Consider the following 12617-nt stretch of genomic DNA (forward strand, 5'->3'; position numbering starts at 1 on the left):
CGACTCGCGACCTACTCGGCGATGATGCCGTTGGCCTTGATCAGCTGCCGCCATTTCGCCTCTTCGGCGCGCTGGATGCGCAACGCCTCGGCGGCGCCGTCGAGCGTGAGCACCAGGCCTTCGGCTTCGGCCCTGCGCTGGAAGCCTTCTGCGCGGCTGGCCTTGCGCACGGCGGCGCCCAGCCTTTCGATGGCCGAGGCGGGTGTGCCGCCCGTGACGAACACCCCGTACAGCACATCGGCCGAGTAGCCCGGCGCGCCCGACTCGGCGAAGGTGGGCACATCGGGGAACAGCGGCGAGCGCTTCGCGCCGGTCACGCCGAGGGCGCGGACCTTGCCGCTCTTGATGAAGGGCGCCACGCTCGGCAGGGTGCCGAACATGAGGTCGACCTGCCCCGCGAGCAGATCGGTGATTGCCGGCGTCGCGCCGCGATACGGCACATGCGTCATCGACAGGCCCGTGCTGCTCTTGAGCAGCTCGGCCGCCAGGTGCGTGGTGGTGCCGTTGCCGGCGGAGGCATAGCTCAGGCGGCCGGGCTCCGAGCGCAGCCGCTGCAGCAGGTCGCTGGCGGAGCGCAGCGGGCTTTCGGCGCGCACCACCGCCACGTTGGGCGCCACGCCCAGCAGCAGCACGGGGACCAGGGCGGTCTCGGCTGCATAGGGCAGCTTCGGATAGAGGCTCGGCACGATCGCGATCGCGCTCGTTGTCAGCAGCAGCGTGTGGCCGTCCGGCGCGCTCTTGGCGACGGCGTCGTTGCCGATCACCGTGCCTGCGCCCGCCTTGTTGTCGACGATCACCGGCTGGCCGAGTTCGCGCGAGAGGCCTTCGCCGAGCGCCCGCGCCAGCACGTCGGTGCCGCCGCCCGCGGGGAAGGGCACCACGAGCCTGAGCGGCCTGTTCGGAAAGCCCCGCTGCGCGCGCGCCGCTGTGCACAGGCCTGATGCCGTCAGGCCGGCCGCGGCCGTCCATCGGCCCAGAAGTCTTCGTTGCATCGCGTGTCTCCTCGTTCGCCAGGCCCGCAGCTGGCCGTTTCGTGGTTCAGGCGTCCTTCGCCGTTGCGGTGTCCAGGAACATGCGCAGCACGCGGTTGAAGCGTTCGGCCTGCTCGATGCAGGTCATGTGCGCCGCATCGGCGATCACCGCCAGCGTGGACTCGGGCAGGTGCCGGTGCAGCTCGAGAGACGCCGCAAGCGGCGTGCCGATGTCGTGCTCCCCCACGATCACCAGTGCCGGGCAGCCGATGCGGTGCAGGTCGTTGGTGGTGTGCACGGCCGCGATGGCCGCGCAGCAGCCCGCCCATCCGTCGACGCTGGTGCTGGCGATGACGCTGGCGATGCCTTCGACGACGGCGGGCTGCTTCTGCCTGAAGCCCGCCGTGAACCAGCGCCCGATGGCCGGCTGCACCAGCGGCTGCACGCCCTGCTCGCGGGCCACGCGGATGCGTTCGTCCCACACCGATTGCGGCGTGGCGCCATGCTCGCTGGTGGTGTCCGCCAGCACGAGCGCCTGCACGCGCCGCAGATACTTCAGCGCGAAGGTCTGGCCGATCATCCCGCCCATCGAGAAGCCGATCCAGGTGGCCTGCGCGATGCCCAGGTGATCCATCAGTTCGGCTGCGTCGTCGGCCAGCGTATCCAGGGTGAAGGGGCCGTCGCCGGCGCCGCTGCGGCCGTGGCCGCGCGTGTCGTACCGCAGCACGCGGTAGCGGCCGGCCAGCGCCGGCATCTGCGCGTCCCACATCGAGATGTCGCAGCCCAGCGAGTGGGACAGCACCAGCCACGGGCCCTGTGTGCCGTCGATCGCGTAGTGAATGGCGCCGCCGCCGGCGCGTTCGAGAAAATTCATGGTGTCTCTCACAACGGCGCCATGCCGGTGGCCTTGGCGATGCGCCGGTACTTGGCCACTTCGGCCTCGATCAGCTTGCCGAACTCGGCGGAAGTGCCGGCCGACACGTTCACCCCCATGGTCTCGAGCTGCTTCTTCACCTGGGGCAGGCGCAGGATGCCGGTGATGTCCTTGTTGAGCTGCGCCAAGACCGCCGCAGGCGTCCTGGCGGAAGCCAGCAGGCCGTACCAGAAGCTCCATTCGTAGCCTGGAACGCCGGCCTCGGCCGTGGTGGGCACGTCGGGCATCCCGGCGATGCGCCGCGGGCTCGTCACGGCGAGGGCGCGCACCCTGCCCTCCTTCACCATCCCCATCGCCGAGACGTACGGCGCGATGTGGAACTGCACGCGTCCGGCGATGGTCTCGGTCATGGCTTCGCCCACGCTCTTGTACGGAATGTTCACGCCCTCGACCCCCGCCTGCTGGCACAACAGCGCGGCCGCGAAGTGCGAACTGCTGCCCACGCCGGCCGAGGAATAGCTCAGCGAGCCGGGGCGCGACCTGGCCTGCGCGAGCATCTCGGCAAGGTCAGCGACCGGCAGGTTCCTGGGCGCGACGACCAGCGCCGGTCCGTCGCCGATCATGGTGACGGGCGCGAAGTCGCGCAGCGTGTCGTAGCCGGGGTTGGCGAAGACGGCGGGCGCCGTGGCATGGGCCGGCGACACGCTCAGCAGCGTGCTGCCGTCGGCGGGTGCCGCCAGCACGGCTTTGGCCGCGAGCGTGCCGCCCACGCCCGTCTTGTTCTCCACCACGGCCGGCAGCTTCCAGCGCTCCGACATCGTGGCGGCGATCAGGCGCGCGGCCGCATCGGGCACGCCGCCCGCGCCGAAGCCGACGATGAAGCGGTAGCTGGACAGGGCCGGCGCCGGCAGTTCGTCCCCGGCAGCCTGGCTCTGGGCCCAGGCCGGAACGGCCGCGCAGGCCGCGCCTGCGGGCAGCCATCGCAACAGCGCACGGCGTGAAGGATCGTGCCTGGAAAGCAAATGCATGGATGTCTCCTGTTGTGTTCGCTGCCTCGGGGCAGTCTGGGTTCGGGAGCGGGCTGTCGTCCGCTCCAGTTCGAGGCAACCGGCCAGGCCGGTGCCCCACCGGTTGCGCTGCCGCAGCCGCTCAGGCCAGCACGACCACGCCGTCGGCAGCGCGTACGCCCTGCCCCTGCGGCAGCACGAAAACGGGGTTGATCTCGGCCTCGACCAGGCGCTCGCCGAGCTGAGCGGCCATCCTCGAGAACGCGACGATCGCGCCGACCAGCGCCTCGACGTCGGCCTTCGGTCGTCCACGGAAACCGTCCAGCAGCGGCCAGGTCTTGAGATCCTGCGCCATCGACAGCGCCTCGGCCCGGCTCAGCGGCTTCAGGCCCTGTGCGTCCTGCGCGAGCAGCCGCATGGTGGTGTCCTTGAAGAGTTCCGCCGTCACGCCGCCCATGCCCAGCAGGATGGCCGTGCCCAGCGCATCGCGGTGCATTCCCAGAATCAGCTCCGTGCCGCCCGACACCATCTCCTGCACGAGGAAGCGCTGCGGATGCACGCCGGTGCGGGCCTTCACCTCAGCCGCCATGCGGCCGATGCGCTCGCCGATGGTGTCGGCACCCAGGCCGACGGCGACGCCGCCCACGTCGCTCTTGTGCGTGATCTGCGACGACAGGATCTTGAGCACGACGCGCCCGCCCAGCTCGCGCGCGGCGGCTTCCGCCTCGGCGGGCGAAGCGACCACGCGCTCCGCGGCGCAGGGCACGCCGAAGCGCGCGAACAGCTGCTTGGCCTGCGCCTCGTCGAGCGAGCCGGTGGGCAAGTCGCCGGCCTCGATCAGCGGCAGGGCCGCGTCGTCTTGCGCAGGCGCCACGAAGCGCTGCACGCGCAGCATGCCGGCCATCGCGGCCGTGCAGCTCTCGGCGGCGGTGAAGGCCGGCACGCCGCGCCGCGTGAGCAGCGCGCCCACTTCGGGCGCGTGCGGACTCACGTAGGCCATCACCGGCTTGTCGGAGTTCGGCAGGCACTCCTGGATGGCGCCGGCCAGCAGTTCGGGCATGGCCAGGCTGGAAGAGCCGACGATGATCACCAGCGCGTCGTAGCTCGGGCTCGCCAGCAGCGCATTGATGGCGCCGCGCAACAGGTCGGGGCGCAGGCCGGCGAGCGTCACATCGATGGGGTTGCGGTCCAGCACGGCCTCGCTGCCGGTCTGCAGCGCGCGCAGCGCATCGGCGGTGGCCTCGTCGGGCGCTGGCGTGTCGAAGCCGGCCACGCCCAGGTCGTCGGACACCAGCGTGCCGGCGCCGCCGGTGGAGGTGAGGATCGCGACGCGCGCGCCGCGCAGCTTGCGGCCCGTGCACAGCGCGGCGGGAATGTCCAGCAGATCCGAGAAGCTCTGCGCCCGGATCACGCCGACCTGCCTGAACAGCGCGTCGTACATGCTGTCGGCGCCCGCCATCGCGCCGGTGTGCGACACGGCGGCCTTCGCGCCCGCCTCCGAGCGGCCGATCTTGAAGGCCACCACCGGCTTGCCCATGCGTGCTGCCTTCAGGCAGGCCGCGCGGAACTTCGCGGGGTCGCGCACGGTTTCGACGTACAGCGCAATCACCTTGGTGGCCGGATCGTCGGCCAGATGGTCGATGAAGTCGGCCAGCTCCAGGTCGACCTCGTTGCTCGTGGAGATCAGCTTCGACAGGCCGATGCCGCGCGCCGCGGCGCGCGACAGCAGCGAGCCCAGGATGCCGCCGCTTTGCGAGACCACGCCGATGCCGCCGGCCTGGAACTCGTCCATCTCCAGCGCGCCGGACGGCGACAGCACGATGTTGTCGGTGAGGTTGACCAGCCCGATGGTGTTCGGCCCCAGGATGCGCATCGCGCCGGCCGCCTCCACCAGCTGCTGCTGGCGCCGGGCGCCCTCCTCGCCGGTCTCGGTGTAGCCGCTGGCCAGCACGATGGCGGCGGCGCAGCCGCGCTGCGAGAGTTCCTTCACGGCCAGGTGGGCGCGCTCCGCGCCCAGCAGCACGACGGCGACGTCGGGCACTTCGGGCAGCGACGCGATGTCCGGATAGCACGGCAATTCGCCGATGCGCTCGACCTTCGGGTTCACCGGCATGATGCGACCCGCGAAGCCATGCTTCTGCAGGTAGGCCACCGGCCGGCCCGTGGTCTTCTTCGGATCGGCAGACGCGCCGATGACGGCGACGCTGCGCGGGGAAAGCAGCTTGGCGATGGCTTCGTTCATGGCATCACTCCTTCGAAGCCGTCTTGGCCAGGAAGGCCTCCACCGACGCGCGGTGCTCGCTGCTGGTGTAGCAGATGCCCTGCGCCTGGCTGCCCTGCGCGAACACGTCGTGCGAGGAGAGCTCGAAGCTCTGGTTCAGGATGGTCTTCGTCAGCGCAAGCGCGGTGGAGGACGCGGACGACAGCTCGCGCGCCCACGCCTGCGCGTCGGCCAGCAGGGTCTCGGCACTCGTTTTGCGATCGACGATGCCCAGCGAGAGGGCTTCATCCGCCTTGACCTGGCGGCCGGTGAAGATCAGTTCCTTGGCTTTGGGCAGGCCCACGCGGCGCGGCAGGAAGTACATGCCGCCGCCGTCGGGAATGATGCCGCGCAGCACGTAGCTCCAGGTGAAGCTGGCCCATTCGCTGGCGATGACGAAGTCGCACGCCATCGCGGTGTCGGCCCCCAGCCCCGAGGCGGCGCCGTTGACGGCAGCGATCACCGGCTTGGGCATGGTGTGCAGCAGGGCCTGCACATGGTGCACGCGCTGCTGGCGGTGCCAGCCGTTGAACCCCACCTCGCCCGCCGGCGCGTTCATGCGCTTCTGCATCCCGCTGATGTCGCCGCCCGCGCAGAAGCCCTTGCCGGCGCCGGTCAGCACCATTGCACGGATGGCCTTGTCGGCGGTCACGCGCTCCAGCACGTCGATGAATTCCGTGCGCATGTCGTCGCTCATGGCGTTGCGCTTGTCGGGGCGGTTGAATGTCACGGTCGCGATGGCGTCCGTCACCTGAAAGTCGATGAGGGTGTAGGTCATATGCTTTTTCCTGCAGGCCGGCTGCCGCCGTTCAATCGATTCGGCCGGCGATCGGTTCAGTCGGCCTTGATGCCGTTTTCCTTGATGACGCGCGCCCAGCGCTCTTCCTCGGCCCGCACGTAGGTGTCGAGCTCTGCCGGTGCGCCGGCATTGATCACCAGGCCTTCGTGCTCGATCTTGCGCACGAAGTCGGGCGCGCGCGCCGCCTTGCGAGCCGCGGCGTTGAGCCGGTCGATGACGGCCGTCGGCGTGCCGGCGGGCACGTAGAGGCCATACCAGCTTTCAACCAGATAGTTGGGCACGGTGGCGGCGATGGCCGGCACGCCCTTGAACGACGGCGAAGGCTCCGCCGTGGTCACGCCAAGCGCGCGCAACTTGCCGCTGTCGACGAAGTTGGAGACCGCCGCGGCGGTGGCGAACATCATGTCGACCTGGCCGCCCAGCAGGTCGGTCAGCGCCGGACCGGCACCGCGATAGGGAATGTGCGTGAGCTTGACCTTCGCGAGGTTGGCGAACATCTCGCCGGCCAGGTGGGCGGAGGTGCCCGCACCCTGCGACGCGAAGGTCAGCTTGCCGGGGTTGGCCTTGGCGGCGGCGATCAGGTCGGCCACCGACTTGTAGGGGCTGTCGGGACGCACCACCAGCACGTTGGGTCCGCGCCCGATGAGGATGACGGGCGCGAAAGCCTTGTTGCTGCCGTACGGAAGCTTGGGCTGCAGCGCCGGGTTGACGGCATGGGCGAACGAGGCGACCACGACGCTGTAGCCGTCCGGCGCGCTCTTGGCCACGTTGTCCGTGCCGATCAGCGTTCCGGCGCCGGGCTTGTTGTCGACGATCACGGGCTGCCCCAGATCCTTGGACATTTCGGCACCCAGCGTCCGGGCGATGATGTCGGTGCCCCCGCCAGGAGCGAACGGAACCACGAAGCGGATGGGCTTGTCGGGGTAGGCGGCGAACGCCGCGCCGAAAGCAATGAAGCCCAGCACGAGAAGGAAGAGTGCGCGCACCCGGCGCATGCCAATAGCAGCCATGATCTGATGTCTCCAGAACCAAGTAATGAACCCCAAGTAAGCGCGAACGTTCTTGGCTACGCCGCAGGTGGGTGCGAGAACTTTAGGAGGAAACAATCGATCTCGGGGATCTCAATTCCACTGGATGGAATATCTCTGGGATGATCACCGCCCCGGCCACATGTCGACGGACTCGAAGCCAGGGGCCCTCAGGCACGCGACGACATCGAGTCCGCAGACACTTTTCGTAGGACGCACCATGACCGATTCAGCCCGCTTCTTTCTCGATCACAAGCCGGGACGATCGCCCGCAAACCGCTCTCTGGAGCGCGGCATAGAGATCCTTCGCGCGTTCCGCCCCGGATCGGAACTGCTGGGAAATGGTGAACTTGCCGAGCGCACGGGCCTATCCAAGGCCACGGTCAGCAGACTCACGCAAACTCTGGTCGGCAGCGGGATGCTGCAGCTCGACAAGGCCGAGCGTGCGTATCGGCTCGCCCCAGCGGTCCTGAGCCTCTCTCATGCAATGCGGACCGCGTCGCGCGTCCTTCAGGCGGCAGCTCCTCGCATGCTCGAACTGGCAAGACAACGCCACATCAACGTGGGGTTGGCCTCCCCCGATCGGGACGAAATGGTCTACCTCGAATCCATTCGCTACGCCAGACGTGCCGCTCTTCGCCACGTGGTTTCCGGCCAGCGTGTGCCCATGGAGCTCACCTCGCTCGGGCGCGCATACCTGGCCGCACTTACGCCGCAGCACAGGTCCCAACTCGTGCAGCTTCTTTCACGACGCCGCATCCACTGGAAGGTCATTGGGGCGGAGATCAGGCAAGCATGTGCCGACGTGCGCTCAAGTGGCTTCTGCGCCGCTGCTTGGCAGCCTGAAGTTGTCGCGCTGGCCGCGCCGCTCGAGGTGGAAGGCGCCATCTACGTCTTGAATGTCAGCCTCTCGACGCAGGAGTCGATCGCCACCATCGCACATGAGCTCGGGCCTTCGCTGCTCGGCCTGGTGCAGGCTATACGCCATGACCTCGAACTGCAGATGCCGAGGTCCGGTTGAACCTGGGGCCGCGCGGCAACCCGGCGTGCGAAGGCTCTTTGGTCGGCGGGGAATGGGAACGTCCTCCCCTCGGGCCAGATACGCGTGGCCATGCCGCTGCCCGCGCAGGGCGCAGGGCGCGCCATGGGCGATACAGGACAAGATCGTCCCGGGCGCGGGGTCGCGCGGCGCTGTCGCGTCGGGGAAGGTCTCGCATTCGATTGAAAGCTTGTGACCAAGTCCGCAGGCGGTGAGTCACGCCGGCGATCAGGGGTTGCGGCGCCAAACCGCAGCCAAAGAGAGCGTTGAAGCGCAGGAGTTCAATCCGGCCTGGCTTCTGTCCATTGGGCCCCATCGGTGGCGCCTTCTCCAAAACTGACGCTCGTTCGGCGCGGATTCTTGTTGACCATGAGGCGTACGACGTCGCCGCGAGCGTAGTGGCCCGATGGGTCGTAAGCCGCCTTGGCCACGGCAATTTTGGCGAGATCGATATCTGCGTAGAGCAGGCCCTCCTGGTCCTGAGGCATGTGTGCCACCAATGGCTGTCCATCCGGACCGAAGATCATCGAGTAGCCACCACCAGGCTTGGCTCCGTCGGCATTGAGCAGCTCCGCTCGCTCAGGCGTATCGCACAACACGTCGAACATGTCCTGTCCGGTGACCGCGCTCGCGTGGAGCACGTAGCAGCCCCCTTCAAGCGCGTAGATCTGACTGGCGGAGAGGTTGACCTCATGGCCAAGCGCAAAGGCTTTGCCGCGGTACAGCGTGAACGACGGCCAGGACGCGACGTGCACTTGCTCGTGCATCGAGTACATCGCGTACTTGGAGAGCGGTTGGACGTGCTCTGCGCAACACAGCGCCCCCAGCCGGCCGACGCTGCTGTCGGCGACCTGGAAATCCGATCCATCGCCCTCGCCGAACAAAGTGCGCTCGACGTGCGTGGGCTTCAGCTTTCGGCGCTTGAACACCATCTCGCCCTTGTCACTGATGAGCGCCTGGCTGAGGTACAGGGATCCACCCTCGATCTCGGAAAAGCCGATCACGACATTGATGTCCGATTTCTTCGCTGCGGCCGCGATCGCCGCCAACTCGGGTCCGTCAGCTCGCAGGGAGTTTGCGTGGTATTTGGAGACGAACTGCATCCCCCATGCAGGCGTTCCGAGCCACAGCCACCACGGGTAGCCCGGAATGAAGACTTCGGGAAAGGCCACGAGCTTGGCGCCGTTCGCACCTGCTTCTGCAATGAGGCCGATGGCTTTTTCCGTTGTCGCCCTCGCGTCGAGAAAGACCGGGGAAGCCTGGACGACGGCGACCTTGAATGCTGTTTCGGACATCTGGATTTCCTTGACCGTAAGTGAACTGAACTAAGGGAGAGACGGGGTCAGCGGCGAGGCATGTCGCGCCGCACGCCAAAAGGATCGATGGCCCATCGCCGGGTGACGAGGCTCCAGGCGCCACCGGGTGCGAACACCATGGTGGCGATGGCCAGGGAGCCGAGGCCGATGAAATACCACGAGCCGTAGCTGGCGAAGGACTCGCGCAAGAGGAAGTAGAGGATCGTTCCCAGGATCGGGCCTTCCAGTGTCCCGATACCGCCCAGGACTGCAATGAAGATGGCCGCGGCGGACCAGTTCAACGAAAAGGTCGCGTCCGGCGTCACCTGCAGCGTATTCATGTAGGCCACGGCTCCCGCGAGCCCGGTGATGGATCCCGCGATGACCCACAGCGCAAGCTTGGCCCGCTGGATCGAAACGCCGGATGCGGCGGCGGCAGCCTCCGAATCCCTCACGCTCATCAGCGCCAGGCCCAGCCTGCCCCTGAGCATCATGCGAGCGATCACGAGTGCGCCAACGCCAGTGATCAGCGCCGACCAATAGACACCCGCGTTGCGCGTCCAACGATCAAAGCTCGCGAGTGCTTCGAGCGGCATGCCGCCCCCGGCTCCCAGCCATTCGCTGTTGAGCGTCAGGATTCGCAGCATCTCCGCAAGAACCCACGTTCCCACCGCAAAGTGGGCGCCGCCGAGCCGAAACATCGGCAGGGCGCTCAACAATGCAAAGAGGGCGGTCACCGCCACTGCCAGCGGCAGCATCATCCAGGGGTTGACTCCCAACCCGTTGGACAGCGCGAAAAGAGCGTAGGCCCCCACACCGACGAACATCTGGTGCCCGACGACAACCAGTCCGCCGTAGCCTGCGAGCAGGTTCCAGGCCAGGGCCATCGCGAAGACGGTGAAGATTTCCACAAGGAGACGTTGCGTCGCGAAGCTCGTGAACCACGGCGCCAAAGCCAAGGCACCCACCACGGCGAGCAAGGCGACGCCAACTACCGCCCTCCCCGCTTTGCGGGGCCGCGCCCCGTCCATCAATACGACCGAGTTCATCGGGAACCCTTTCCAAAAAGCCCTTGTGGACGGGCCAGCAGCGCGATCAAGAAGACCAGGTGCCCGAAGAAGGGACCGAGGCCCGACGACACCTTGGCACCAAGAAGCTGTGCCACGCCGATGATCAAGCCGCCGACGAACGTGCCCCAGACATTTCCGAGCCCCCCGAGCACGACGGCCTCGAACGAGTACAGCAGTCGCTCGGGCCCCGCCGTGGGGGAAAACGGCGTTCTGATGCCGTACATCACCGACGCCAGCGCGATCACGGCGAGGACAAAGCCGGTGACCAGCGCGAAGAAGTTGCGGTCATTGACGCCAACCAGGCGCGCGGTGCCGGGGTCGTCCGCGACGGCACGAGCCTGCCGCCCCAGATGCGAGTGACCTATCAACCAGCTGGTGCCCGCAAAGATGGCCACGCTGATCAATGTCGAGACCAGCGGCAGCAGCCCTATCGACACGCCGCCCAGATCGAATCCCCGCAAGGCGAACTCGCCGGCCTGAAGACTGCGCGTATCGGCCGTATAGACCTCCTGCAGGACGTTCTGCACGACGATCGAGAGGCCGAACGTCAGAAGCAGCGGCGAAAGCGCTCCCCTGCCGACAACGCGATTGAGCAAGATTCTCTGCAGCACATAGCCGATGACGAACATCATGGGAACCACGGCGAGCAACGAGAGAAACGGACCGACGCCCAGGACCTGCATCACGGTGCTGCACAAATAAGCGCCCAGGACGATCAGATCGCCGTGCGCGATGTTGATCATCTTCATGACGCCGAGGCTCAGGCTGAGGCCCAGTCCGAAAAGGGCATAGAGCGCACCGAGCATCAGCCCGCCTGCGATGGTCTCGAGAAAGGCTTGCATGTCAGATTCCAAAGTAGGCTTGGGCAACTTGCGCATGGTCCGCATGCTCGGACGCCCCTTCCAGCACGACGCGCCCTTTCTGGATGCAATAGAAGCGATCGGATTCGGAAATCGCGCGCTTCACGTTCTGCTCCACCAGTACGACGGCCAGGCCATCGCCGCGGGCCCGCCCCAGGAGTTCGTAAACCTCGTTGACGGCAACCGGAGAAAGACCCAGCGAGATCTCGTCGCACAGCAGATAACTGGGGTTGCAGACCAGCGCGCGCGAGAGCGCCACGAGTTGCTGCTGACCGCCCGACAGGGCTGTCGCCGGGCGATGCTGAAATGCTTCCATCACCGGAAATTCCTTCATCAAACGCTCGATGGTCCATGGCCCCTTGCGTCCATTGCGCATTGCCAACTGAAGGTTTTCACGAACCGTCAGGCTGGGAAACAACCGCCGGCCTTCCGGCACCAGTGCGATGCCGCGATCGAGCTGCTTGCGCTCCGGTTCGCCGCCCACGGGCCGGCCGTCGAGCAGAACCCCGTCGGGACGTGCGCGGACCGAACCGACGATCGAACGAAGCAACGTCGATTTGCCCGCGCCGTTCGATCCAATCAAGGCCACGGTTTCCCCCGGCTTGACCTCGAATGTGAGACCGAACAATGCCTGGAACAGGCCGTAGTACGCATCGAGTCGTTCAGTGCGCAGCACAGTCGACCTCCTCGCCGATGTCGGAGCCCAGGTATGTGTCCCGCACAGTCTGGTCATCCATGACCGATCCGGGATCGCCATCACAGATGACAGCGCCGCTTGCAAGCACGACAAGGCGATCCGCTGCCGAAACCAGGGCGTGCACCAGATGCTCGATCCAGAGAACGGTGACGCCGCTTTGATGAATGGTGACGATCAGCTGCAGCAGCTGCTGCATCTCGCCGTCGGTCAGCCCTCCGGCCACCTCGTCGAGCAGCAACAGGCGTGGCTGCGTGGCGATCGCACGCGCAAGCTCCAGGCGTTTTCTCTGAAGCAGCGTGAGCGTGCCTGCCAGCTTGTTCGCGACAGGAGCGAGGCCGCAGCGTTCGATCGCGTCTACCGCCAATTCCTGTGCGGCACTCCCGTTCCCGCTGCTGCCGAAGGTCGCGGCCACCAGCGCGTTTTCATAGGCCGTCATGCCTTCGAACGGCTGCGGGATCTGGAAGGTGCGCCCGATGCCGGCACGGCATCGCTGCGCTGCATCCAGCGTGGTGACGTCCATGCCATCGAGAAAGACGCTGCCGCTGTCACAGCGCGTGCTTCCGGAGATGAGCCCGAACATGGTGCTCTTGCCTGCGCCGTTGGGACCGATCACACCGATGAATTCGCCGTCCGCCACGGAAAGCGAGAGTTTCGGGATGATGACCATGTCGCCGTAGCGCTTGGTTGCGTCGCGCAGTTCGAGCAGCATGGCAGTTC

General features: G+C 67.1%; 12 protein-coding genes. 1 reads left to right on the plus strand and 11 read right to left on the minus strand.

Features of this window, described 5'->3' with window-relative positions; translation table 11 throughout:
* Nucleotides 1-11 precede the first annotated feature (11 nt).
* From QMO14_RS02270 to QMO14_RS02295, 6 genes are all read right to left on the minus strand, one after another.
* The gene (locus tag QMO14_RS02270; RefSeq protein ID WP_301504022.1) at nt 12-992 is read right to left on the minus strand and encodes a tripartite tricarboxylate transporter substrate binding protein; all 981 of its coding nucleotides are present in this window, start codon (nt 990-992) and stop codon (nt 12-14) included.
* A gap of 46 nt (nt 993-1038) precedes the next feature.
* Nucleotides 1039-1845, minus strand: coding sequence for a 3-oxoadipate enol-lactonase (gene pcaD, locus QMO14_RS02275; protein WP_301504024.1), 807 nt, complete (start codon nt 1843-1845; stop codon nt 1039-1041).
* Nucleotides 1846-1853: 8 nt separating this feature from the next.
* Nucleotides 1854-2873: a tripartite tricarboxylate transporter substrate-binding protein gene (locus tag QMO14_RS02280; protein WP_301504026.1), complete on the minus strand. Its 1020-nt coding sequence runs from the start codon at nt 2871-2873 to the stop codon at nt 1854-1856.
* Nucleotides 2874-2994: 121 nt separating this feature from the next.
* A complete protein-coding gene (locus QMO14_RS02285; RefSeq protein ID WP_301504028.1) occupies nt 2995-5094 on the minus strand; it encodes an acetate--CoA ligase family protein in 2100 nt (699 codons plus the stop codon).
* Between the two features lie 4 nt (nt 5095-5098).
* Nucleotides 5099-5890: an enoyl-CoA hydratase/isomerase family protein gene (locus QMO14_RS02290; protein WP_301504030.1), complete on the minus strand. Its 792-nt coding sequence runs from the start codon at nt 5888-5890 to the stop codon at nt 5099-5101.
* A 56-nt stretch (nt 5891-5946) separates the two neighbouring features.
* Nucleotides 5947-6921, minus strand: coding sequence for a tripartite tricarboxylate transporter substrate binding protein (locus QMO14_RS02295; protein WP_301504032.1), 975 nt, complete (start codon nt 6919-6921; stop codon nt 5947-5949).
* Between the two features lie 238 nt (nt 6922-7159).
* Between QMO14_RS02295 and QMO14_RS02300 the strand changes: the two genes are divergently transcribed.
* Nucleotides 7160-7960, plus strand: coding sequence for an IclR family transcriptional regulator (locus QMO14_RS02300; RefSeq protein ID WP_301504033.1), 801 nt, complete (start codon nt 7160-7162; stop codon nt 7958-7960).
* A 299-nt stretch (nt 7961-8259) separates the two neighbouring features.
* On the opposite strand, the gene QMO14_RS02305 is transcribed toward QMO14_RS02300, so the two are convergent.
* The 5 genes from QMO14_RS02305 to QMO14_RS02325 are packed head-to-tail and all read right to left on the minus strand — an operon-like array spanning nt 8260 to nt 12609.
* On the minus strand, nt 8260-9273 hold the full coding sequence (locus tag QMO14_RS02305; protein WP_301504036.1) for a nitrilase: 1014 nt from the start codon (nt 9271-9273) through the stop codon (nt 8260-8262).
* 47 nt (nt 9274-9320) lie between these two features.
* Nucleotides 9321-10322 (minus strand): branched-chain amino acid ABC transporter permease, encoded by a 1002-nt coding sequence (locus QMO14_RS02310; RefSeq protein ID WP_301504037.1) that lies wholly within the window; start codon nt 10320-10322, stop codon nt 9321-9323.
* Nucleotides 10319-11185, minus strand: coding sequence for a branched-chain amino acid ABC transporter permease (locus QMO14_RS02315; protein WP_301504039.1), 867 nt, complete (start codon nt 11183-11185; stop codon nt 10319-10321). Before QMO14_RS02315 ends, QMO14_RS02310 begins: the two co-directional genes overlap by 4 nt.
* A 1-nt stretch (nt 11186) precedes the next feature.
* Nucleotides 11187-11879 (minus strand): ABC transporter ATP-binding protein, encoded by a 693-nt coding sequence (locus QMO14_RS02320; protein WP_301504041.1) that lies wholly within the window; start codon nt 11877-11879, stop codon nt 11187-11189.
* Nucleotides 11866-12609, minus strand: a complete 744-nt coding sequence (locus QMO14_RS02325) for an ABC transporter ATP-binding protein (RefSeq protein WP_301504042.1) — start codon at nt 12607-12609, stop codon at nt 11866-11868. Before QMO14_RS02325 ends, QMO14_RS02320 begins: the two co-directional genes overlap by 14 nt.
* Nucleotides 12610-12617 lie beyond the last annotated feature (8 nt).

This window comes from Variovorax sp. CAN15 (assembly GCF_030462475.1).
Taxonomy (GTDB): domain Bacteria; phylum Pseudomonadota; class Gammaproteobacteria; order Burkholderiales; family Burkholderiaceae_C; genus Variovorax.